Origin of the sequence: Corallococcus sp. AB038B, assembly GCF_003668955.1 — a bacterium.
In the GTDB taxonomy this organism is placed as follows: Bacteria; Myxococcota; Myxococcia; order Myxococcales; family Myxococcaceae; genus Corallococcus; species Corallococcus exiguus.
In genome coordinates this window covers 108,858-131,479 of the sequence record NZ_RAWO01000011.1, presented here as the reverse complement: position 1 = coordinate 131,479, position 22,622 = coordinate 108,858, and the positions used below count along the sequence as shown (strand labels likewise).

The following is a 22,622-nucleotide window of genomic DNA, read 5'->3' as shown; positions in this document are numbered from 1 at the left end:
GCATCAGGGGGCCAGGGCCTCGAAGCGACAGTCCATGTCGCCCAGCACCGTCCCCGGCGACGTGAAGAAGTCCGCCCGGAACTCGAGCGCGTAGGTGGCGCTCTGGGGCGCGGTGAAGACAGCCCGCCAGCGCACCTCCTCCTGTTCCTCCAGGGTGGACGCCTGGACCGCCCCCTGCGCGTCGAGGAAGACCAAATCCGGCCGGTGCTTCGCGCCCGACACCTTCCAGGGGCAGTCGAGCTGGTAGCGACGTCCGGCGATGGCTTGGAACGTGTAGACGTCGTGGTCGACGGCGCTGGCGATCCGGAAGGACAGCGTCTGGGGACCGTCCGGGAGGGGCGTCGCCGTGTCCAGGGTGTCCCCGTGGTCGTCCAGGCCCTGGTCTTCCACCTGGAGCGTGTAGTTCCCCGTCACGTACTTCGCTTCAAGCGCGGGCGTGCCCGTCATCTCCACGGAGTGCGACTCCTGGGACGCCTTGAAGGACGTCGAGGTGGGGATGCCCGCGGAAGCGGGATGGGTGCCGAACGGGCCCCCCGGCGCCGCGTCCTGGATCCTGCCCTGGCGCTGTCCCGTGAGGGCGAAGGACACCCGGTAGTGGTGCCCGGGCTGGACGGAGAGGGCGAAGACGTCCCGGTCTCCTTGCACCTCGATCTTCCCCTGCACGGACGCGGTGCCCGCCGGGACCGGGGTGGCCGCTTCCGGGGTGTCTCCGTGGTCCTCCTGCCCCAGGTCGTTCAGCACGCAGGTGTAGGGGAGGGACGGATCGAGAAAGGCGTTGGCCTGGATGGAGGCATAGGAGGTGCCCCCCAGGGATTTGATGCGGGCTTCGCCTTCGGTCTCCCGGTCGTTGGGGTCATACGCGACGCCTAGGGACTTCTCCTGGCCGTTGAGGAACCGCAGCTCCCAGGAGGGGTTCGGGAAGGCGCAGCCGAGCGCGTAGACGTGGTCCACGGTGGTCTCGAACGACAGCAGATCCCGCTCGCGCCAGTGTTCGCCGTAGCCCGTGAAGGGCTTCTCCGACGGCGTCCAAGGCGTCGCCCGGAGGAGCAGGTCCCCGTGGTCGTCCGGCCCGCGGTCCACCAGGCGGAACTGGAACGGCACGCGGGGGTAGCTGTTGAGCGGGAGCAGATAGAACGTGTGCACGGCGCCACGTTCCAGCCCGGACCAATGCCGCGGGCTGGGGGGATAGCTGGTGCTGTCGCTGTACTGGTCGGAGGAGTCGAGCCGCGTGCCCGCGGCATCCCGCAGGACCACCGAGTAGCCCAGGCTCCCCGGTTCCACCGTGAGGTCGTAGTGCCGACATCCCCGGGCGACGAAGGCGAAGTGCAGCGGCACGCCCCCTCCGGGCGGCCAGGTGATGGTGTGCACTTCGTCCGAGGGAATCAGCAGCGTGGCGCCATCCGGCACGCCCGCGTCACCCGGGTCCCCGACCGGCCCGTCGTCCGCGCAGGCGACGGTCCCCGCGTCCTGCTCCGGCTCACTCCCCGCATCCGGACCGGCGTCCACGCCGGCGTCCACGCCCGCATCCGCCCCCGCGTCCGTGCCGGCGTCGAGCACGAGCGGCGGAGGCTCCGGCGTGGAATTGCATCCCGCACCGAGGATGAGCCCGCCGGACAGGAGGAAGACGGACCACCACCGCTGCTTCACGTTCATGACAGGGGCTCCTGGAATGGGCATGTCAGGGGTCCAGGACCTCGAAGAGGACCGTGTGGTCGACGAGGTTCTCTCGCAGATAGGCGGTCATCGCGAAGTAGTAGGTCCCCGCAGTGGGCAGGGTGAACTCCTTCACCCAGCGCGAGCCGACGCGCTGCCCGGGTGCCCGGATGGAGCGCCCCTGCGCATCGTAGAGGGTTGAGAACAGCTGCTCCCCGGTCGACGTGTCCCTCCAGTCGCCGCTGAGGCGATAGCGCCCGTTGGCGACGGCCTGGAAGGAGAGGTAGTCCGCGTCGATGAACTCAGAGATGTGCACGATGACGGTCTGCGACGGTCCGCTCAGCGGCGTCGCGGTCTGCCGCGTGTCGCCGTGGTCGTCCAGGCCCAGGTCCTCGAACCGGAGCGTATAGGGGGCGGGCGTCCACCGCGCCCGCAGGATCAGGTCCCCCTGCACGCCCACGTAGTAGGAGGTCCCGGCCGTCTTGAAGGCCAGGACGATGTCGTTGAACCCCTCGAATTCGCCGCCCGGCTCCGCCGCGAGGACCCGACAGTCGGGCGGCGTGGCGCTGGGTTCGCAGGTCGCGCGGTAGTGGTGTCCGGGCTGGACGCTCAGGGCGAAGACGTCGAAGTCCGCACGGAAGTCGAGCCGCCCCGCGACGGAGGTCGTCCCCTCGGCGAGCGCGGTCGCGGTCTCCATGCGCTCACCGTGGTCCTCCGCTCCTTCGTCCTTCAGCCGGCACTGGTAGGCGGAAGGGGACGGGGCCACCAGGGAGTTGTTGGCCCGGACCATGGCGAGGAACCGCTCCGCTGGGGCCTTGAAGGCCGTGGAGGCCTGCAGCTCCGTGAAGTTCGCGCTGTTCACCTCGCTGACGGCGTAGTTCAGGACCGGATCAAAGAAGGACATCCACCAGCCCGGGTGCGAGAAGTCGCAGGCCATCGAATAGACGTGGCCCGCCACGGTGGAGAACGAGAACACGTCGCGCTCCCCCGGGTGCTCCCCCTGCCCCATGAGGGGCTGCTCCGAGGGGAGCCAGGGGTAAGCCGTGGTGAGCAGGTCACCGTGAGCGTCCGGCCCCTGATCCACGAAGCGGAAGACAAGGTCCCGGGGGAACTCGAACGGCTCCGTCGAGACCTCCAGCGTGTAGAAGCCCTCCTGGGTGAACCCCGACCAGTGCGTGGTCACGGGGAGAGCCCCGGAGAAGCCTTCCCGGCGTTCGAGGACGGCTCCGGACGGGTCCTTCAACGTCATGATGATCCACCGCTGGTACTCCTCGATGAGGAAGTCGTAGTGGCGCCCGACCTGTCCCAGGAAGGCGAAGCGGAGCGTGACCTGGGGGGCCGTCCACGCCGCGGTGCGAACGCGCGTCGCGGACGGGCGCAGGAACGTGTGGCCCTCCGGAACGCCCGGCGGCGGGGGCTCCTCGGGCCCGTCGTCCGGGCCCGCATCGGCCCCCGCGTCCACACCGGCATCCAGGCCCGCGTCCGCACCCGACCCCGCGTCCACACCGACATCCGGACCCGCGTCCACACCGGCATCCGGACCCGCGTCCACGCTCGGGCCCGCGTCCGACTGGGGAGGCAGCTCATCCGGAGTGGACTCGCACCCCGAGCCCATGAACAGACACCAAGAAACGAGAAAGGCAGACAGCGAACGTGATTTCAAAGACATCTCATGGGCTCCCGGGACGGGGCACCCTAGCCGAAGAGCGCCTGGGGTTGCCACGGCCGCCTTGTCAGACTCCAAGACGGCCGGCAGGCGTCACGACTGACGCCGCATGGCTCCGCCCCCCGGAGCCGCCGGCGGAGTTCCGTGCGGAGGAGAACCTGCTCGGCGTGCACGACCTGCCCGTCACGTGGGAGTCCGCTCCCGATACGCCCCAGGGCTACTGGTAGCGCGAGACCCAGAGGCTGTCGCCACCCGCGGCTGTCTCAATCCACACCGCCGTTGCGTGTCCATTCAGGTCCATGGCCCCCGTGATGGCGCCCACGACAGCTCCCGGCGCGGACCGCAGGGGTTCCGGGGGCCGGAAGTTGCCAGGGGCATATTGGTAGCTTGCCCAGGCCGTGTGGTCGGACTGGGCCCAGAGTGCGACCTGGTCACCGGCCGGGTCGGAGGCGAGCACTGGAAATCCGCCCAGCACGGTGCCTCCGAGCCGCGGGTTGTTCGGATCGACGCTGCGGTCGAAGCGCGGACGGATGTCCCAGTCCTCCTTCGCCGCGCTGTACACGCGTCCCTCGGCGGCCCCGGTGAGGGGTGGGGGATGGGGGATGTACAGCCAGCCGGCCAGTGCATCGCCCGTGTTCGTCGGGACGACGATGGACGGGTTGAACATGCCTCCATGGTCGGAGATATGTGAGTCGATGCGCTCGGCGGGCTGCCATGCGTTGCTCTGCCGGTCGTAGCGGCGTGCGTCGATTCCCTGCATCTCTTCGCCAGTCAGCGCCGAGAAGCGCTGTGGCCAGACGGCGAGCGCGTGTGCTCCCACGAAAGCGACGGCCCGGCGGAGAGCCGCTGGGGCTTGCTCCAGCTCATGAGGCTGGAAGCCCCCGCGGTCGGATTTCGCGGGGAAGGGGGCGCCCCCAGGGGACAGACCGCGCAGCCGAACTCACACAGGAGCAGGCCCATCACAAGCAGCGAGACGCAACGGACATGGAAACTCATCAACGCCCGGAGCTATTCACTGTTCCCCTGGCGCGTCAGTGTCCGCACGTCCCTTCCGCGCGAGCAGAATGCAACGGCCAGGAGCCCCTGCCGTCTTCCCGCTTCAGTGCCCCCAGGTCCCCGAGCTCCAGAACGGGGTGACGCCGTCCTTGCCAACCTGAAGTTCCCGTGACGGACGTTTCGCGGCCCCGGAGGGCAGGAGCCATTTTTTTGGGTCAGAAGGCGTTAATTCATCAGCTGGAAGTGCCACCCCCGGGGGGACCCATGTCGCTGAAGCTCCTGTCGCGGACGGTCGCGTCCGCATGCGTGCTGTTCCTGCTGCCGGCGTGCCAGAGCGGGGGCAATCCCATCCCGTCACCCGGTGACACACCCTGCCGTGGCACCGCGTCCGTACAGGCACCCGTGCGCGAGAAGTTCCTCAGGGTCGCGAAGCCGGTCCCCGGTGAGTACGTCGTCGTGCTCAAGGAGCCCCGGGAAGGGGACGTCGCGCCGGCGCCGGGGGTGGTCGCGGGGAGCCTTACCGAGCGCTTCGGCGGCAAGGCCTTCCACGTGTACGCGCACGCGCTGCGGGGCTTCGCCGCGCGCATGAACGAGAAGCAGGCCCGTGCCATGTCCGCCGCGCCCGAGGTGGAGTACGTGCAGCAGAATGCCGTGGTGACGCTGGCTGAGAGCCAGTCCGGCGCGACGTGGGGGATTGACCGCATCGACCAGCGCGACCTGCCGCTCAATCAGGTCTACCTGTACAAGACGCAGGGCCGGGGCGTGCACGTCTACGTCCTCGACACGGGCCTGCGCCCCACGCACCAGGAGTTCGCCGGGCGGGCGGACATCGCCTTCGATGCCGTCGGCGACGGTCGCAACGGCGTGGACTGCAACGGCCATGGCACCCACGTGTCCGCCACGGTGGGCGGCAACGTGTATGGTATTGCCAAGAGCGCGTCGTTGCATGCCGTGCGCGTGCTGGACTGCGAGGGCTCCGGGACGACAGCGGGCGTGGTGGCGGGCGTGGACTGGGTGACCGAACACCACCAGTCCCCGGCGGTGGCCAACATGAGCCTGGGCGGCGGGGAGGACGCGGTGCTCGACGATGCCGTGCGCCGCTCCATCGCGTTGGGCGTGACGTATGTGCTGGCGGCGGGCAACGAGAACCAGGATGCGTGCAAGCGCTCTCCCGCGCGCACCGCCGAGGCCATCACCGTGGGGGCCACCAACAGCGTGGACCGGCGGGCGTCCTTCTCCAACCATGGCGACTGCGTGGACGTCTTCGCGCCCGGCGAGGGCATCCTCTCGGCCTGGACCAGCGATGACACGGCGACCCGAACGCTGAGCGGCACGTCCATGGCCACCCCGCATGTCACCGGCATCGTCGCGCTCTTCCTGGAGGCCCATCCCGGCTCCGCGCCGCAGGAGGTCAGCACCGCCATGACGGGCAACGCCACGCCGGACAAGGTGACCAACCCCGGGCGCTGCTCACCGAACCGGATGGCCTACTCGGGCTTCATCGAACCCCTGCGGGCCCCCACCGTCCAGAACGGCGGGGAGTAGGCGCGGGTCACTTCATGCCCTCGAACTCCCAATGGAAGTGAACTCGAAGTTTGTCGACACCCTCCTCCCAGGTAGGCCCTTCGCAGGAGGCAATCGTGAGTTCGAGCCAGCGCCAGAGTTCATCGAAGTCATACCGGCGCATGACCACCAGCTTGCTGCCGGACAGGAGGATGCCGTCCTTGGGCTCCAGCGTGTCGAGCCCCGCCGGAGTCGCCAGCATCACGCTGAACGTATCCGACTTCTTGACCTGGTCCTGAGTTCCCTTGCCTCGGGTCCTGGGCCGATGTTGCCGCGCTGGCGGCAGCCAGTCGTCGAACATCTCGAAGCCTGTCACGACACCGTTGGCGCTGAACACCTGGAACTTCGAGAATGGAAGACAGGGGTGCGGGAGGGCGTGTTGTGATTCGATGCCGCTCAATTCCTCAAGGAGAGACACGCCATGAAGAGCTTCCTGAGTGTGCTGACGGTGCTTGTCGTCCCGGTGCTGGTGGCCTGTGGTGGATTGGAGCCTGTCGAGGCGCCGGAGCTGGAGCAGCAGTCGAGCGCCCTCGTCACGTGCTCACAAACCTGTCCGAATGGCTCGACGGTGTCCTGTGAGGGGAACACCTGTTCGGTGCAGGCGGACTCCGTCGAGTGCGATGGCTTCTACAACATCTGCATCCCTTCCACTCCCATCTGTGGGCTGAACAATCGCTGCAGCAAGCTCGCGGGGACCCCGTGTTCGCCTGTTGGCGGGTCGCGGAGTTGCTGCCTGCCGGGCCACCCCAATCCCAATTGCTTCTGTACGCCCCTGGGCGTCTGGGCCTGCAGCGCGCTGTGACGCGCCAACGCGGACGACCCCTGCCAGCGGCCGTCCGCGTCCCCCTGCTCAGGTCTCGGCGCGCATCGAGTTCGATGCCAACTCGAGACCCCCGCCACCGTGAAGGTGCGGGCGGAAGGGACCGCTGCGGCGGGGAGCGGTCAGGCCCTCCGTTGATTCCAGGAAGGGTCCACGGGGCGGGACAGAGGGGGCCCCCTGCGTGGGTGGGTTGCCGGGTGCGGTCGTCGCGGGGGTCGCTACTTTGAGGGCGGGAGGTCGCGCTCCTGCCCCGCGACACGCCTGCTCATGGACCTCTACAGCGCCGCCAGGCGGATGGCCCGCCCCTTCCGGTTCACCAACCCGGCGTCCTACCGGGAGGTCCCCCTGGCGGGCCGCGGGGTGATTGGCGATGGATGCTCCTGCGCGCTTGTCCGGCCGGACGGCGTCATCGACTGGCTCTGCTTCCCCCGCTTCGACAGCCCGAGCGTCTTCGCCGGCATCCTGGATGACGAGAGGGGTGGCATCACCGGCATCACCCCCGTCGTGTGGCCCTTCGAGAGCCTGCAGCGCTACGACCCGGACACCAACGTCCTGGAGACGCTGTTCCGCTTCGAGCGCAAGGGGGCCATCCGCATCATCGACTACATGCCGTGGACCAACGACCCGCGCTCCTCCGTCCACGAGGTGCACCGGCGCATCGAGTGCCTGGAAGGCCCGGTGGAGCTGAACATCGTCTTCGACCCCCGCTTCGGTTACGGCGCGTCTCGGACGCGGGTGGAGCGGGAGGAGCACGGCCTGGTCGCCCGCGGGTCGGGAGGGGAGCGGCTGGTCGCCGTGCTCAGCGGGGAGGCGGAGTGGCGGCCCTGCGAGGCGCTGCGCGGCTCACCCTGCCGGGGAGACATGGGCCTCCAGGCGCGCATCCGGATGGGGCCGGGCGAGCGGCGCTGGATGATTTTGTCGTGGGATTCCGACCGGCCGGAGCCGCTGGCCGCCTACCGGCCCTTCGACCACCTGCGGGATACCCGCCAGGCCTGGCGCGAGTGGGCGCAACAGCTCCACTACGAAGGGCCGTGGCGGCACCACGTGCTGCGCTCCGCGCTGGCGCTGAAGCTGCTGATGTACGGCCCCACGGGCGCGATGGTGGCCGCGCCCACCACCTCGCTCCCCGAGTGGATTGGAGGGCCTCGCAACTGGGACTACCGCTTCAGCTGGGTCCGCGACTCCGCGATGGCGGTGCGCGCCACCAACCTCCTCGGCTTCCAGAGTGAGTCGCGCGAGTTCTTCTACTTCGTGCGCGACACGTTGCAGCGCGGTGACGCGCTTCAGGTGATGTACACGCTGGACGGTGCCTCCGTGCCGCCGGAGCGGGAGCTGGACCTCCTGGGCGGCTTCCAGGGCTCGCGGCCGGTGCGGCTGGGGAACGACGCGAGGGACCAGTTCCAGTTCGACACCGCGGGCGCGCTGCTCGACGCGGCGTACCTCTACGAGCGCTCCGGCGGGCGGCTGCCGCTGCGCACCTGGAGGCTGCTTCGTTCAGTCATCCAGGCCACCGCCCGCCGCTGGAGCGAGCCCGACCACGGCATCTGGGAGCCGCGCAGGGAGATGCGTCACAACGTCCACTCGAAGCTCATGGGGTGGCTGGCCCTGCGCCGGGGGCAGCACCTGGCACGGCTCTTCGGGGAGACGGCGCTGGAGCAGTCCAGTGCCGCCCTGGCGGACGTCATCCGGGCGGACATCCTGCGCAACGGCGTGGATCCGGCGCGCAAGCACTTCGTCGGAGTCTACGGAGGGAACGAGCCAGACGCCGCGCTGCTGCAGTTGCCCATCGTGGGCTGCTTCCGGGGGACGGATCCGTTCATCCTGAGGACGCTCGACTGGCTGCGCGCGGAGCTGGGGGCGGGCCCGTTCTTGCGCCGGTACCGGATGGATGACGGGGTAGGGGGGCCGGAGGGAGGCTTCATCCTCTGCGGCTTCTGGCTGGCGGAGGCGCTGGCGCTGGCCAATCGCATCCAAGAGGCCGAGGACGTCTTCGTCGCGCACGCGGAGGCGTCGAACCACCTGGGACTGCTGGCGGAGGAGATCCACCCGCTGACGCGCGAGCAGTTGGGGAACTTCCCACAGGCCTTCAGCCACCTCGGCCTCATCAGCGCCGCCGCGCGCATCGACCGCGCGCTCAGGCTCCGAGACGAAGGGCAGTCAGAGCCCCCGCACCTCCTGGAGCCCGAGCCGCCGTCCATTGAGTGACCCCAGTGTCCTTCTTCTCGTTATTGTCAGAATAGTCCGAATTTTTGAAAATACACTGGAATTCGTCCTGCTGGCTCTGTGTAATGCCGAACGCAAGACCTGCTCATCCAGCGGCGCTACTGGAGTTGCTCCCAATACCAGACCGGTTCGGGGCCCGCCGCCAGGGAGACGTGCGCGTGGACTTTCCTGAATACGTCATCAAAAAATCGGCATCCCGCACCGCCTTCAATCAGGGCGACTTCGTGGGGGACGTGGAGCGCAGCGGCTTCTGTGCCGCGCTCAGCTACTCCTGGTGCCGCCGGATCCTGGACTCGGAGAAAGAAGCCTTTGGGGTGCCTCAGGAGTTTCCCGCCGTGCGGCTCGCCGCGCTGTCGAGGGCCGCGCGCGGCCTGATCGTGAATCAGCGGGTCTACATCGCCAAGCAGAGGAAGGTCGTCGAAGAAACGATTCCGCGGAGCATCGCGGCCATGGAGGTAGGGCAAGTTCTCTTCAAGCAGGGATTCGGTGAAGGAGACACGCTGTACAGGGTCGGCAGGGAGACCTGGAACGACGTGATGCGTAACCAGATCGTCACGATCGGCGGCGTCAAGATTCCCAGGGCCCAGCTGGAACTCGCGAAGGATAGCAACGTGAAGGTCTCGGCGGCGCTGAGGGTGCCGCCGTTCGCGAGTGTCAAAGCAGCGCAGGAGTTCGTGAAAGAGAAACTCCGGCGGCAGGGCACGCACGTGCTGGGCCTCGGGCGTTTCCATGCCATCACGGTCTACCGGACCGAAGGTGTCTTCAGCACCGACTTCTATTTCTTCGATCCGAACTGCGGCGAATTTCTCTGCAAAGGAAGCGAAAACGCCGGCTTCGCGCTCTACGCACTCCTGCACACGGTCGTCAGCTACGCAGAATACACAGAGTTGTTCGCGTTCCTGGTCGAAGCTCTCTAAGCGCCTCCTCCCTGAAAAATCCCCGGAAAATCATTTCTGGGACGGCGTAGCGCACGCACGGCTCTCCCTTCTGGAACCCCCTCGACGCCCAACGTCGAAGCCAGGAGCAGGGACATGAGAGCCGTTGACGCCTTCCGCAGTGCCGCCACCCTCATCAAGCCGCAGCCCCCCGCCGCGCCGCCGCGCCCCGCCGCCCTGGCGGAAGAGGCCCGCGTCAAGCTGTCGGGCCTGGGCGTGAAGGCGCGCAAGGACCTGGAGCAGGTCCTCGCCTGGCAGCGACGGGAGGCACGCAGATGAGTGGCCCCGTGGAAGCAGGGGGCCTGGCCGCGCTGCTGCGCACGCATGTGTCCGCGGAGCGACGCGCGCAGCTGGACGAAGGGGAAGACCTGGAGGCGCTCCTGCGCGAACACCTGACGGTGGCGCGGAACACATGGCCCTCGGTGGAGCTCTCGACGGAGTCGTTCTTGCGGCATCTGGCGCTGCACCTGCCGGACACGGGCGCGATGGCCGTGCTGCGCGAGTGCCATGCCGCGGACCTGTACCTCGCGTGTGCCTGTGGGGAGGGCCATCCCACCGCCCTGCGCGCCTTCGAGCAGCACCTGCTCCAGCAGGTGCCCTCCCGGCTCGTCTCCATGCCGTGCACCCAGGTGGATGAAGCGCTCCAGTTGCTGCGCGAGCAGTTGTTGATGGGCTCCGGCGGTGAGCCGCCCAGGATCCTCACGTACTCAGGCCGGGGAGCGCTGCTCGCCTGGGTGGTCATCTCCACCGCGCGCATCGCCAGCCAGCTCAAGACCCGGGACGCGCGCCAGGAGTTGTTCGACGAGCCCCCCGAGGCGCTCGTTCAATTGCTGTCCACGGGGGACCCGGAGCACGAGCTGCTGCGCAAGGACCTGCGCGAGCTGCTGGTGGACGTGCTGCGCAAGGTCCTGGAGGCCCTGCCCCCGCGAGAGCGCACGCTGCTGAGGCTGCACCACCTGCATGGCTTCACGATGGACCGGCTCGCGACGATGTATGGCGAATCCCGCTCCGGCGTGGCGCGCCGGGTCCTCCAGTCCCGCGAGCGGCTGCTCAAGCTCCTGCGCGCGGAGCTGGCCGGACGGCTGAAGCCAGACGACGCCGCGCTGGACAGCCTGCTGGGGTTGGTGAACAGCCAGCTCGATTTGAGCCTGAACCGGCTGATGGAGTGAGCCCGCCTCCCGCCGGCACGGTGCCGGCAGGAGGCGGTCGAGGCAACGACGTCAGTCGTTGACCCAGCAGAACCACTTGTTGAAGGGGACATCCTGGCAGTAGCACTCCCCCGGCGCGCCGTTGGACCACTGACAGAAGTTCGACGTGTCATAGACACAGGGACGCGTCTGGAGCGTCTCACAGCTGTCGGCAAGCGCCGCGGAGTCCTGGCCGAGCGATTCTTCGCTCTCGGCGCCCTCCGTCACTTCCGTGCCACCACAGCCCATTCCAAAGACAGAGACGACAGCGGCCATCGCGAGCCCACGAAGAAACATGATGCCATTCCCCTTTCGCAAGGAACTTCAGTTGCCCAAGCAGACCCACTTGTTGAAGGGGATCTCCTGGCAGAAGCACTCGCCAAAGGTGCCATTGGCCCACTGGCAGCTCGTCTCCGAGCCCGGATTACAGCGGCGGGTCTGGAGCGTCTCACAGCTGGTGGCGAGTTCGGCGGAGACCTGACCGGCCTGCATATCGCTCTCGGCACCGTCCGTTACTTCCGCGCCACCACAGCCCATTCCGAAGATGGAGACGACGGCGAACATCGCGAATCCACGAAGCAACATGTGACGCTCCTTTTCGCTGGTGAGGTGCTGATGCAACAGCGGACGAAAGGGTTGGTCAAGGTTTACATGGAAAGCCGCGATGACACTGAAAAGCTACGCACGGAGCGGTCTCCGCGGAGTGCCCGTCAGTGTTTGGCTGCGATAGGACGCTGCTTCGCACGCAGGCTGAGCAGAACGCCCGCGAGCAGCGCGGTGCCACCCAGGAGCAGCCGCTGGGTGAGGGGCTCTCCGAGCAGCAGCACCGCGCCCACCGCCGCGATGACCGGGACGCACAGTTGCACCACCGCTGCGCGCGCGCTGCTCAGGCGGGGCAGCGCTGCGTACCAAAGGCTGTAGCCCACGCCCGAGGCGAGCGCGCCTGAGGTGACGGCGAGCAGCAGCCCCTTCGGCGACGGGTGTGGGGCCGCGTCCAGCGCGCGGGCGAGCATCGCGAGTGCCAGGGCCAGCGGCACGCCGCGCACGAAGTTGCCAGCCGTTGCCGCGAGAGGGTCCGTGCTCCCACGCCCTCGCAGGCTGTAGATGCCCCACGCCACGCCCGCCGCGGCCATGAGCCCCGCGCCGAGCGCATCCGGCGCGCTCGCTCCAGGAAGCGTGAGCCCCGCGAGCCCTGCGAGTGCCACCGCGAGCCCCGACCACTCGAGCGCACGCGGCCGCTCACCGCGCGCGAGCCCCGCCGCGAGCATGGTGAGCTGCACGCCGCCGAAGAGCAGCAGGGCGCCCACGCCCGCCCCGATTCGCACGTACGCGAAGCTGAATCCGGCCGCATACACGAAGAGCGCGAGCGCCGAGGCCCAGCTCCCATGCTCCGTCGCCTTGACGCCGCCCCGCCGGAGTCGCAGCAGCAGCGCGAGCACCAACGCTCCCGACGCAAGCCGCACCAGCGTGAACGAGCCCGCGTCGATGCTGCGCGCCGCGCCACCCGAGAGGGCAGCGCGGCACAGCAGCGAGTTCGCGGCGAAGCCTAGGAGGGCAAGCAGGGTGAGGAGGGGAGTGCTCACGCAGCATCGGACATAGCGGGCCGCGTGACGCGCGTCATGTCCCCCGGGCATCACGTCGTGGCTGAAGTGTTTCTGTCAACCCGCGCTGGCCTCCTTCACGTTCGTCACCCGCGCTTCGCCTCGGCCTCGGTGGGACGCGCGAGCCGCTGCTTGCCTGCACCCTTCCTCGGCCCTTCGATCACCCGGCGCGCCTCGACTTCTTGGGTGACGGGAAGATGGCGCCCGTCGGCAGTGAAGGGCATGCCGTCGCCCGGGAGGGTGGAAACATCCCGTGGCACCGGGCTTGAAGCACTCCTCCGCACGTTGGGGTGCGTGTAGGTGTGTTTTCTCTCCGATGCGTCTTGCCCGAGTCAGGGGGGCGCCCGAAAATGCCGCCCCATGCGTTTAATCCTGATGGCAGTGCTGTGTGCCTCCGTGTTGGCGGGGTGCAAGAAGGACGACTCGAAGGCCGGAGCGCTGAACGTCACCCTCGCCTACAGCGGCTTCGCGCGCGGATGCGTCACGGTGACCGCCACGGACGTGGACAACGCGGCGAACACGAACAGCCTCAACGTGGCGATCCCCGGTAATACGCCAGGCAGCGTGTCGGTGGCGGTGTACCGGAAGAAGGACTGGGGCCGCGTGCTGAGCGTGACGACGCAGCTTCATGAGGTCGACTGTTCGACCCCCGCGCTGGGCATCCCGCAGGAGAAGAAGGCGCAGGTTCCCGTGGAGGGCTCGCTGGACGTGGCCTTCGTCGTGCGGGCCAACGATGCGGATGGGGACGGCTACTTCAGCAGCGAAGACGCCGAGGGTGTCGTCACAGGCTCGGACTGCAAGGATGGGGATCCCTCCGTGCACCCCAGCGCCGAGGAGGTGTGCAACGGAAAGGATGACAACTGCACCCTTGGGGAGTCGGACGCGATCGACAAGAAGACCTGGTACGAGGATGTGGATAGCGACGGCTACGGAAGCACCCGGGTGGAGGCTTGTGTCCAGCCTGCTGGGACCGTGGCTACCGGCGGCGACTGCAACGACAGCGACGCACTGGTCAGACCGAATCGGGATGAGTTCCGCTGCGACGGCAAGGATGACAACTGCAATGACATGACCGACGAGGTTTTCGACGTCGACGGTCCTTGCACGGATGAGCTCAAGTGCGCGGGCAAGAATGCGTGTGCCTCTACCCCGAGCCAGACGACCTGTGTGCGGCTCCCGAGTGAGAATCCGGTGGCTTGGTTCGTGGACAGCGACGGCGACGGGTTCAAGGGGCAGGACGCAGGGCTGGGCTGTGAGTCTCCCGTGGATGGCGGTGTTCCCCAATCCCAGGACTGCGATGAGAGCTCAATCTACGTCCGGAATGAGCTGCCGGAGGTCTGCGACCGGCTGGACAACAACTGCTCCGGCGTCGTGGACGAGGGATGCACTGTCCCCGATTGGGGCACCGACGCAGGGGTTCTCGGACCCACGGATAGGCTGAATTCCATTGCCCTTTACGACCAGGGGCAGAAGGGATGGATCGCGGGCCCGAACAAGCTCGCTCATCTGGATAGTTCGAGCCCTGGCATCAAGGAGTTCACGGATGGTTCTTGTCGGAAGTCCTGGAATGCGGCCTGGGCCGCCCAGGATGGTCGAGTCTTCGTTGTCGGAGAGGACGGGTGGCTGTCGACTCGGACTCTCGCAGGGAATGAAGCGTGTTTCACGCCGCAGGTGGAGACCGACAAGAACAATACGGACTTCAATGGCGTCTTTGGGATTGATGACGCCGCGGCCGGTGCCACGATCTTCGCGGTCGCGAGCAACGGAAGGATCTACCGCTGGGCTCCGCCCTATAATGAAGCAGGCAATTTGGTTGAGATCGCGCAGGTCCCCGCGAACCTCCGTGCGATTGGAGGCTTGAAGTCAGTGGATTCGCTTATAGCGGTAGGCAATGCGAACACGGGCCTCACGGCACAGGCCTATCGTGCCAACTCGACAGGAACCACATGGGCGGCTGAGTCTCTGGGGGCTTCGGATACATCCTTCATGCGAGGGGTGCATGTCCTGAACGCTCATTACGCATACGCAGCGGGCGACAATGGGCGGGTCTACGAGTGGACCGGCGGAGCAGGCTGGAATGCCCTGCCGCAGCTCCCGATTCCCAATGGTGCGCCGGGTGTCCCGGATATCCTGGACGTGCTCTCCTTCAGCAAGAATGGCATCTATGTGGTGACGACCGCGAACACGATTGCGTTCTTCAATGGCAGTGCCTGGAGCACCGAGCACACCGCAGCGCAGACATTGAGGTCTCTGGACGGACCCAAGCCCACGCGTTTTGCCGCGGCGGGCGACGGCAGCACCATTGTGAACTTCACGGCACCCGCGCCGACGCCTCCCTGAGCCAACCGAAACCGGCTGGAAAAGCGCGCCGACTCCATCGACGCGCTTTTCCCCGGGGCTCATTGTACGGGAACGCTCCAGCACTGGCAGGTCGACGCTCTTGTCCCAACCCTCGGTTCGCTCCTCATCACCGGCTCACGCCTCATCGCGGGACGCCGCCCCACCGACGGCGGCGTGGCGGGACACGGTCCTTCGCCTCGGTGTCGTGCTCTGGGTGGTCGTGCTGTACGCAGCCTTCCAGCCGGGGCTGATGTCGGTCGACACCATCGACCAGTACGCGCAGGGCCTCCGCGGCGTTTTCGATGACGTCCACCCGCCTCTCGGTTCGTTGCTGCTGGGCCTCAGCGGGAGGCTGGTGGGTTCTCCGTGGCTGATCCTCGTGGGGCAACTCCTCTTGCTGGCGGGGAGCATGGCGCTGCTGGTGCGTTCTCCCGATGGGCGCATGCGACGCAGGGGCCTGTTCATCCTCGGAGCCTTCCTGGTCGTGCCGACCGTCTGGGCGCTCGCGGTCATCCTCTGGAAGGACGTGATGGCCGCCGCGGTGCTGCTCGGCGCGGTGGCCGCGCTCAAGTGCCGCCGTCCTCTCCTGGCGCTGGTGCTGCTGATGGCGGGCACGGCGTTCCGTCACAACGCGCTCGTCGCGGCCCTGCCCCTGGCCATTCCCGTGATGGCCCAGCTGTCGCGCCCGAGATGGCGCTGGCCGCTGCGGGCCCTGGTGCTCGCGGTCCTCGTGGCCGGACTCGCCCTCACGCCGTCTCTGATCAACCGCGCGTTGGGCGCCAGCAAGGGTTGGGCCGCGGGCCAGCTCTTCGTCTTCGACCTCGCGGGCATCTACGTGGCGCATCCCGAGCTGTTCCCGGGTTCCACCCTGGAGCAGGACATCTCCGCCCCGGAGCTGGCGCGCAGCTACTCGCCCTTCCACGTCGGGTCCCTCCTGTTGGGTTCGCCGGATGCTCGGCCCGTCCTCCTTGAAAGCCTGCCCGGCCGGCGCGACGTGCTGGTGCGCGAATGGACCCGCGTCGTCCGAGCGCAGCCCGTCGCGTACGCGCACCACCGTTGGGAGACCTTCCGGCGCCTCATCGGTGCCTTCGAGGGGCCGGTGTTCTTCCCCTTCCAGGTGCGCATCCAACCCAACCCCTGGGGGTTCCAGCTGCCGGATCAGGGCATGCTGCACCAGTGGCTGCGGAGCGGCGCGGACCTCGTGAAAAATTCCCTGCTGTTCCGGGGCTGGGCCTGGCTGGGGGCGCTCACCGTGCTGACCCTGCTCTCGCTCTTCGACGTGAGACGCCGGCCGCTCGCGTTCTTCACCGCGCTGTCGGGCCTGGGCTACGGACTGAGCTACCTGGTCATCAGCATCGGCTGCGACTTCCGCTTCCTCTACTGGTCGGTCATCGCCACCTTCGCCGCGCTCGCCCTGCGGGTGACCGGGGAAGCTCCCGCGTCCCAGACACCGTCCAAGTAGCTCCGGTGCGGAAGGCTGCCGCCTTCGCACGCCAGGGGGAGAGCAGTCGGCTCTCATCCGGCTGGACGCAGGTTCGAGCCCTGCCCCTGGAGCGCTTCTTCCTGCTTGCGTTCACTATATAATGAACGCGCTGTTTTTCCGGATTTACACGTCTGCCAATTCAATGCAATGCCCTACCATCGCGGGGCAGTGCGCGTTCATCCGGGCAAGGGAGCCATTGAAATGAATTGGCAGGCATTCCGGCGGCAGAATGACGGCTTCAAGCGTTCCACCCTTTGGGGCCTGGGGGCCGCGGTGACGCTCGCGCTCTCCGCGGCGGCCGTGCTGGCTCCCGCGGACGCGGCGGCAGAGGAAGACAATCCGTGTCCCTTCTCCGGTGTCCTCTGCCTGTTCGACGGGCCTGACTTCACCGGTGCGGTGTGGAACGTCATGGCCTGGCCGCCTGGCGGCGCGGGGACCTGTGTGAACCTCCCCGAGCACGGCTGGGAGGACCGGGCCGTTTCCGCCATCAACAACGGCCCCTACACCGCGTCGCTGTTCCTCAATGAGGACTGCGTTGGCGGCCCCCATCCCATTGGCCCCGGCGAGTGGGTCAGCCCCCTGACCTTCGCGCCCAAGAGCGTCTGGGTCTACTGAGCACCGGCCTTGCGGCCGCGCCAGAGCCGCAGCGTGGCGAGGAGGCCCAGCACCGTCAGGCCTCCTCCCGCCTGGGTGCAGCCGCTCTTGGATGGGTTCTTGATGGGCTCCTCGTCCTCGGGGTCTTCGACCACGTCGGTGCCCCCGTCGGCGCAGCCACCGGACATGCAGGACGTGGCGCAGCGGAGTTCGAAGTCCACGCTCAGCGGCGGCAGCGTGATGTCCGCGTGCTCCAGCGTTCCCAGCAGCGTGGCGCGATGGCTTCCGGGCGTGAGGCCCAGGCCGGGCGGCGGCGGGTTGTACGTCGTGCAGACCGTGTAGAGGAACAGCAGCTGCCGGTTGTATTCGTACTTGTGGCTGTCCGGGTTGTCCTCGCCCGTCGAGGTCAACCCGTGGTGATTGGCGAATGACCAGGGCTGTCCGTCCACCTCCACCGCCCAGTGCACCCAGGGCAGGAACGGCACCAGCTCCGGTGATGGGGTGAAGCGCAGCGTGGTGGCGTCGCCTTCCTGCGGGCTTCCGCAGTTCGAGTCTCCGAACACCGGGAACACCCCCCGGCTCGGCGTGTCCACGCTCAGCGTGCCCAGGGTCGTGGGCAAGGGCAGCTCCGGGCCCGCGGTGAAGGTCGCGGACTGCGTCTGCGTCTCCTGGTACTGGCAGAGGCCCTTCGCCTCGATGCGGTACTGCGTGCCCGGCACGAGCGGCGCCTTCGGGACCACGACGTGCGTCCTACGGCCGCCATTCGCCAGCGTGAAAGGCACCGGCGTGCCGTCCGACTGGAGCAGCCGGAGGGTGGAGACGTTCGTGTTCTCCAGGCGCGGCGGCACCACCACCAGCCCGGGGACGTTCGCGGGAACCGCTCCGCCGTCCTCGGGGAGCGGGAAGCGGACATCCACCATGCAGTTGGGCGCGACGCATGCCTCCGCGGAAGGCGGCGCGAGCGCCCCCAGCCCCAGGAGGAACATCCCCACCGCGCCCCATGTCCCAGTGTGTCCGTGCATTTGCTCCATCAGACACCGGAGCCCCAGAACGTGGGACATGCCTCAGGGACGATTCGTGCGCGGCCCACGTCGCCAGAGCCGGAGCGTGGCCAGGAGCCCGAACGCCGCGAGGCCTCCGCCCGCCTGCGAGCATCCCTTGGCCTTCGGCGTGAGGTTGTCATCCGGGTCGGTGACGGTGCCGGTACCGGCGTCGGGGATGGGCTCGGTGTAGCCGCCGTCGGAGCCAAAGTGAGGACAGTTCACCTCGAAGGTGGTCTCCAGCACGGGCAGCACCGTCCCCGCCTGTTCGAGCACCGGGCGCAGCGTGGCCGTGTGCTCTCCGGGCTCGATGCCCTCGGCCGAAGGCGGCATCCCGGGGGACTCGTAGCCACAGAGCGTGTAGACGGTCAGCAGGTCCCGCATCGTCCTGAATCCATCCGCGGGGATGACACCGCCGCTGGCATCCACCGCACCGTGCGGGGCCGTGGCCCACGGCTGTCCATCCACCTCCAGCGTCCAGCGCACCCACGGCAGGAAGGGCATCAGCTCGGGAGCGGGAGTGAATTCCAGCGTCACCCAGCCACCGATGTAGCCCGACGCGCACGACGCGCTGCCGTCCCAGACCTTGAACTGCCCAAGCTGCCCGGCTCCCGCCCGAAGCACGCCGGTCGTCGTGGGCAGCGCGGCCTCCGGGCCCGCGGTGAAGTCCGCCATCGCGACGAACGGATGCCCACCACCGCCGCCACTGCAAGGGACGGTTCCCTCCAGGTGGTAGCGCGTTTCGGCAACGAGCGGGGCCGTTGGGGCGAGGACGCCGCTGTTTCCGGGGCCCTTGATGAGGCGTGCCTCCACGTCCACGCCTGCCTCTGTTCGCAAGCGCAGGCTCTGCTCGTCCACCCACTCATAGGCGGGAGGCACCACCACCAGGGCGGGCACATTCGCCGGGACGACCGCGTCCGGGGGCAGGGGAATGCGGCTGCCCTCCACCGTGCACAGGGGGCGTCCGCACGCCTCCGCCGAAGGGGGCTTCAGCAGGCCAAAGCCTCCCAGGAACACTCCAATCGTCAGTGCCGTCCATCCAGGTGTCTTCATGGCCCTTGAGACACGTGGGCCCGGCGGGTTGGGACATGACGCTCCCTGGATGCGCCGGTTCAGGCGGGGCCGCGACCGTTCAGCGAGCGGGGCCGACCGTCTGGCCCGCGGATCCAGGATGCGGTCCGGTCCTCGGCCAATACTGCCGGGCATGCGACGCAAACTCGTGCTGCTGGTGCTGGCCGTGGCGGTGTGGCTGCCGGCGCTCCACCTCCTGTTCCGGCCCCGCGACCGGGAAGCGCTGACCGCGGCGCTGGCCCTTCGCCAACGCACGTTCTCGCTCCAGGAATCGAGCGCGGAGCGCGACGTGCTCCACCGCACGAACCCGGAGTGGGACCTGATGGTGCGCACCTTCTCCGTGCTGTCGTTCGCGAACCTCGCGTTGTCGGAGCCCGCGCGAAAGGCGGAGCACCTGGCCGTGGTGGACGTGCTCATCGCCCGGACGCTGCGAGACGAACGGCGGGCGCATGAGGCCTTCTTCCTGCCCTACGTGCACGCGGGCCCTTTCAAGGACCCGGCCGGGCGCAGCCTCTTCGTGGACGGTGAGCTGGCATTGATGCTCGCCGCGCGCCAGATGGTGGAGAAGCGCGCGGATTACGCGCCGCTCTTGCGCGAGCGCGTGGACCTCATCGCCGGACAGCTGGAGCGCGCGCCGGTGCTCGCGGCGGAGAGCTACCCGGACGAGGGCTGGACCTTCTGCAACACGTTGGCGCTCGCGGCGCTGCGCCTGTCGGACAGGGTGGACGGGCGGGACCATGGCGCGCTCCTGCGCCGGTGGGTGGCCTCCGCGCGGGAAAACCTGTCCGACAGTCGGACAGGTTTGCTCGTGTCGAGCTTCACCTACGACGGCGTGACGAAGGACGGGCCGGAGGGCTCCACGCTGTGGCTCGCGGCGCACATGCTCCAGGTGGTGGACGCGGACTTCGCGAGCGACCAGTACCAGCGGGCCCGCGCCGCGCTCCTGGGGCAGGCGCTGGGCTTCGCGTGGGCGGGGGAGTGGCCCGCGGAGGAGGCCGCGGTGCAGGACATCGACTCCGGGCCCACGATTCCGTGGGTGAACGCGAACGCGGGCTCCAGCGGGCTGGCGCTCGTGGGCGCGGCGGCGTTCGACGACGAAGAGGCGCTGGATGGGCTGCTCACCAGCCTCCACTTCGCGGCGTTCCCGGTGCACGACGACACCGGCTTGCGCTTCGCGGCGGGCAATCCGCTCGCGGACGCGGTGCTGCTGTACGCGCTCGTCGAAGGACCCCTCTGGCGCCTCGCGCGGGCGCCGCACCTGGAGGCACACCGATGAGGCGACACCCGTTCGTCATGGCCGCGCTGGGCATCGGCGCGCTCTTCCTGGCGCTGCACCTGGGCGGAGGTAGCGAGTCCGTGGGCGTGCTGTCCGGGACCGTCGTGGGCGGCCCCTGGAGCATGGGCTTTGGAGTCCTCTACGCGCTGGCCTGGTTCGGCGCGGTGCTGGTGGCGCCGGTGCTGCTGCTGGCGGGGCTGGTGGACGCCGCGCTTCAGAGCAGCTCGAAGGTGAGCGTCACGTCACAGCGGGAATAGGAGTCCTTCGCCCGGCTCATCTCCAGCGAGATTCGCAGCCCCTCGGCGTTGGTGGCCATCACACTCCGAGATGCTGCTGGATGGGACAGAGCTGCTGCTGGTGCCCCAGCCCGCGTCGCTGCGCGTGGTGGTGCGCTCCGGCGCCTCGCATGATCCGCCGGGCAAGGAGGGCCTGGCGCACCTGGTGGAGCACCTGGTGTTCCACGGCAGCCAGGACCTGGCGGGCCCGGAGCTGCGCGCGCGCGTGGAGGCGGCCGGCAGCATGCTGAATGCCCACACGATGTCGAATGCCACCGTGTACATGCTGGATGCTCCCGCGAGCGCGTTCGTCCCGTTGGCCAGGGACATGCTGCGCATGGTGACCAGTCCCATGCTCCCCGGCGGCAAGCGGCTGGAGCGCGAGCTGGGCATCATCCAGACGGAGAGCACGTACCACTTCAAGGACTCGCTGCTGGGCAGCCAGATTGAAGGGGCCCTCTTCTCCAGCATGTCCGCCGCCTCCGCTCACGCCCGCGGTGATCAAGGACTTCGTTCGCCGGTACTTCGTGGAGGAGCGCTCCGTGCGCATCGTGAGCACGCCGCTCTGAGCCTGGCTTTCAGCGCCGGTACAGCGTGCCGCCCTTCATCACCAGCCGCACCTGGCGCACGGCGCTGATGTCCTGCGTGGGGTCGCCCTCCACGGCGACCAGGTCCGCGAAGAGCCCGGCCTTCACCTGCCCGACGCGGTCCTCCCAATGCAGCATGCGCGCGTTGCCGGAGGTGGCCGCCTGGAGCGCCTGCGCGGGAGTCACGCCGCTGGCCACCAGCAGTTCCAGTTCGCGCGCGTTCTCCCCGTGCGTGAAGACGCCCGAGTCCCCACCCACGCACAGGGGCACGCCCGCCGCCAGCGCGGCCTTGAGGCCCTCGCGCTTCTTCTTCGAGGACTCGGGCTCCGGGTCCACGCCGCGCTTCCAGCCGCGGTACTGGAGCATGGCGTCGCCCGCCGCCAGCGTGGGGCACAGGAACACGCCTCGCTGGGCCATCAGCTTCCAGACCTCCGGCGTGCCGGCGTCACCGTGCTCGATGCTCTCCGCACCGGCGAGCACCGCGCGCTTCATGCCCTCCGGCGTGCTGGCGTGCACGGCCACCGGACGCCCGCCGCTCTTCGCCGTCTCCACGATGAGGCGCATCTCCTCCTGGGAGAAGGTGGGGAGCGCCTCGCCGCGCGGGCCCCAGCGGTAGTCGCCGTAGACCTTGATCCAATCCGCGCCGAGCCCCATCTGCCCGCGCACCGCGCGCGTGAGGCCGTCCACGCCGTCCGCCTCCTCCGCGCCCTGGGGCACCGTCCATTCGGACGCGAAGCCCTTGGGGCCGTAGCTGCCGGTGGCCACCAGCGCGCGCGTGGTGACGACCATGCGCGGGCCCGGGATGATGCCCTGGTCGATGGCCTGCTTGAGGCCCACGTCCGCGTCCGCCGCGCCCTCCGTGCCCAGGTCGCGCGTGGTGGTGAAGCCCGCCATCAGCGTCGCCTTCGCGTGGTTGGTGGCCCGCGCCACGCGCAGCGCCAGGGACTCCTTGAGCACCTGGTCGTTCCAGGTCGCCTCGTTGTACGGATGCAGGAACAGGTGCGAGTGGCCCTCGATGAGGCCGGGCAGCAGCGTCGCGCCGGGCAGGTCGATGACCTCCGCACCCTCCGGCGCCTTCACCCCCTGGGACGGTCCCGCCGCGACGATGCGCTCGCCGGTGACGACCACCACCCAGCCCGAGTGGGGCTTGGCGGTGGTGCCGTCGAAGACGCGCGCGGGGCGCAGCACGTAGGAACGGGCAGGGGCCTGGGCCCGCGCGGACGCGGAGCCGAGGACCGCGGACAGGACGGTGGCGAAGAGCAGGGCGCGCATGTGGGGGCGCAGTCTGCGCGCGTCGCACCGTCAGGGGCCA

The 22,622-nt window shown here is 68.7% G+C and carries 22 protein-coding genes and 1 tRNA gene; 13 read left to right on the top strand and 10 right to left on the bottom strand.

Annotated features, from left to right (window positions below):
- Positions 1–3: 3 nt before the first annotated feature.
- The 3 genes from D7Y04_RS32285 to D7Y04_RS32275 all read right to left on the bottom strand — a co-directional run bounded on the left by D7Y04_RS32285 (position 4) and on the right by D7Y04_RS32275 (position 4,079).
- Positions 4–1,653, bottom strand: a complete 1,650-nt coding sequence (locus D7Y04_RS32285; protein ID WP_121761767.1) for a hypothetical protein — start codon at positions 1,651–1,653, stop codon at positions 4–6.
- Between the two features lie 25 nt (positions 1,654–1,678).
- Positions 1,679–3,268, bottom strand: a complete 1,590-nt coding sequence (locus tag D7Y04_RS32280) for a hypothetical protein (protein ID WP_121761766.1) — start codon at positions 3,266–3,268, stop codon at positions 1,679–1,681.
- Between the two features lie 268 nt (positions 3,269–3,536).
- On the bottom strand, positions 3,537–4,079 hold the full coding sequence (locus D7Y04_RS32275; RefSeq protein ID WP_121761765.1) for a hypothetical protein: 543 nt from the start codon (positions 4,077–4,079) through the stop codon (positions 3,537–3,539).
- A 500-nt stretch (positions 4,080–4,579) separates the two neighbouring features.
- On the opposite strand from D7Y04_RS32275, the gene D7Y04_RS32270 reads away from it, so the two are divergent.
- Complete coding sequence (locus D7Y04_RS32270; protein WP_233601665.1) at positions 4,580–5,860, top strand: S8 family peptidase; 1,281 nt, start codon at positions 4,580–4,582, stop codon at positions 5,858–5,860.
- 7 nt (positions 5,861–5,867) lie between these two features.
- Here the strand turns inward: D7Y04_RS32270 and D7Y04_RS32265 are convergent, their stop codons facing one another.
- A complete protein-coding gene (locus D7Y04_RS32265; RefSeq protein ID WP_233601664.1) occupies positions 5,868–6,278 on the bottom strand; it encodes an Imm8 family immunity protein in 411 nt (136 codons plus the stop codon).
- Positions 6,279–6,299: 21 nt separating this feature from the next.
- On the opposite strand from D7Y04_RS32265, the gene D7Y04_RS32260 reads away from it, so the two are divergent.
- The 5 genes from D7Y04_RS32260 to D7Y04_RS32240 all read left to right on the top strand — a co-directional run bounded on the left by D7Y04_RS32260 (position 6,300) and on the right by D7Y04_RS32240 (position 11,025).
- The gene (locus D7Y04_RS32260) at positions 6,300–6,680 is read left to right on the top strand and encodes a hypothetical protein (protein ID WP_121761764.1); all 381 of its coding nucleotides are present in this window, start codon (positions 6,300–6,302) and stop codon (positions 6,678–6,680) included.
- A 285-nt stretch (positions 6,681–6,965) separates the two neighbouring features.
- Positions 6,966–8,903: a glycoside hydrolase family 15 protein gene (locus D7Y04_RS32255; protein ID WP_120594914.1), complete on the top strand. Its 1,938-nt coding sequence runs from the start codon at positions 6,966–6,968 to the stop codon at positions 8,901–8,903.
- Between the two features lie 176 nt (positions 8,904–9,079).
- Positions 9,080–9,838, top strand: a complete 759-nt coding sequence (locus tag D7Y04_RS32250) for a hypothetical protein (RefSeq protein ID WP_120594913.1) — start codon at positions 9,080–9,082, stop codon at positions 9,836–9,838.
- 114 nt (positions 9,839–9,952) lie between these two features.
- Positions 9,953–10,135 (top strand): hypothetical protein, encoded by a 183-nt coding sequence (locus D7Y04_RS32245; RefSeq protein WP_121761763.1) that lies wholly within the window; start codon positions 9,953–9,955, stop codon positions 10,133–10,135.
- Positions 10,132–11,025, top strand: coding sequence for a sigma-70 family RNA polymerase sigma factor (locus D7Y04_RS32240; protein WP_121761762.1), 894 nt, complete (start codon positions 10,132–10,134; stop codon positions 11,023–11,025). Before D7Y04_RS32245 ends, D7Y04_RS32240 begins: the two co-directional genes overlap by 4 nt.
- A 51-nt stretch (positions 11,026–11,076) precedes the next feature.
- Here D7Y04_RS32240 and D7Y04_RS32235 read toward each other — a convergent pair whose 3' ends face one another.
- From D7Y04_RS32235 to D7Y04_RS32225, 3 genes are all read right to left on the bottom strand, one after another.
- Positions 11,077–11,340, bottom strand: coding sequence for a hypothetical protein (locus tag D7Y04_RS32235; protein WP_121761761.1), 264 nt, complete (start codon positions 11,338–11,340; stop codon positions 11,077–11,079).
- Positions 11,341–11,367: 27 nt separating this feature from the next.
- Positions 11,368–11,628: a hypothetical protein gene (locus tag D7Y04_RS32230; RefSeq protein WP_120596622.1), complete on the bottom strand. Its 261-nt coding sequence runs from the start codon at positions 11,626–11,628 to the stop codon at positions 11,368–11,370.
- 125 nt (positions 11,629–11,753) lie between these two features.
- Entirely contained in the window at positions 11,754–12,626 is an 873-nt protein-coding gene (locus D7Y04_RS32225; protein WP_121761760.1) for a DMT family transporter, read from the bottom strand.
- A gap of 378 nt (positions 12,627–13,004) precedes the next feature.
- On the opposite strand from D7Y04_RS32225, the gene D7Y04_RS32220 reads away from it, so the two are divergent.
- The 4 genes from D7Y04_RS32220 to D7Y04_RS32210 all read left to right on the top strand — a co-directional run bounded on the left by D7Y04_RS32220 (position 13,005) and on the right by D7Y04_RS32210 (position 17,082).
- Positions 13,005–14,984, top strand: coding sequence for a putative metal-binding motif-containing protein (locus D7Y04_RS32220; RefSeq protein WP_121761759.1), 1,980 nt, complete (start codon positions 13,005–13,007; stop codon positions 14,982–14,984).
- 205 nt (positions 14,985–15,189) lie between these two features.
- Entirely contained in the window at positions 15,190–16,446 is a 1,257-nt protein-coding gene (locus D7Y04_RS32215) for a hypothetical protein (RefSeq protein WP_121761758.1), read from the top strand.
- Positions 16,438–16,538, top strand: a tRNA-Glu gene (locus D7Y04_RS44610). Before D7Y04_RS32215 ends, D7Y04_RS44610 begins: the two co-directional genes overlap by 9 nt.
- Before the next feature lie 130 nt (positions 16,539–16,668).
- Positions 16,669–17,082, top strand: a complete 414-nt coding sequence (locus tag D7Y04_RS32210) for a peptidase inhibitor family I36 protein (RefSeq protein WP_158627618.1) — start codon at positions 16,669–16,671, stop codon at positions 17,080–17,082.
- Here the strand turns inward: D7Y04_RS32210 and D7Y04_RS32205 are convergent.
- Positions 17,076–18,083 (bottom strand): hypothetical protein, encoded by a 1,008-nt coding sequence (locus tag D7Y04_RS32205; RefSeq protein WP_120596642.1) that lies wholly within the window; start codon positions 18,081–18,083, stop codon positions 17,076–17,078. The two genes, D7Y04_RS32210 and D7Y04_RS32205, sit on opposite strands and share 7 nt — an antisense overlap.
- A 42-nt stretch (positions 18,084–18,125) precedes the next feature.
- Positions 18,126–19,154, bottom strand: coding sequence for a hypothetical protein (locus tag D7Y04_RS32200; RefSeq protein WP_147477232.1), 1,029 nt, complete (start codon positions 19,152–19,154; stop codon positions 18,126–18,128).
- Positions 19,155–19,305: 151 nt separating this feature from the next.
- Between D7Y04_RS32200 and D7Y04_RS32195 the strand changes: the two genes are divergently transcribed.
- The 3 genes from D7Y04_RS32195 to D7Y04_RS32185 all read left to right on the top strand — a co-directional run bounded on the left by D7Y04_RS32195 (position 19,306) and on the right by D7Y04_RS32185 (position 21,360).
- Positions 19,306–20,448, top strand: coding sequence for a hypothetical protein (locus D7Y04_RS32195; RefSeq protein WP_121761755.1), 1,143 nt, complete (start codon positions 19,306–19,308; stop codon positions 20,446–20,448).
- Entirely contained in the window at positions 20,445–20,705 is a 261-nt protein-coding gene (locus D7Y04_RS32190) for a hypothetical protein (protein WP_121761754.1), read from the top strand. Before D7Y04_RS32195 ends, D7Y04_RS32190 begins: the two co-directional genes overlap by 4 nt.
- Before the next feature lie 70 nt (positions 20,706–20,775).
- On the top strand, positions 20,776–21,360 hold the full coding sequence (locus D7Y04_RS32185; RefSeq protein ID WP_121761753.1) for an insulinase family protein: 585 nt from the start codon (positions 20,776–20,778) through the stop codon (positions 21,358–21,360).
- Here the strand turns inward: D7Y04_RS32185 and D7Y04_RS32180 are convergent.
- Complete coding sequence (locus D7Y04_RS32180) at positions 21,302–22,582, bottom strand: amidohydrolase family protein (protein WP_120596631.1); 1,281 nt, start codon at positions 22,580–22,582, stop codon at positions 21,302–21,304. The genes D7Y04_RS32185 and D7Y04_RS32180 overlap by 59 nt on opposite strands.
- Between the last annotated feature and the right edge of the window lie 40 nt (positions 22,583–22,622).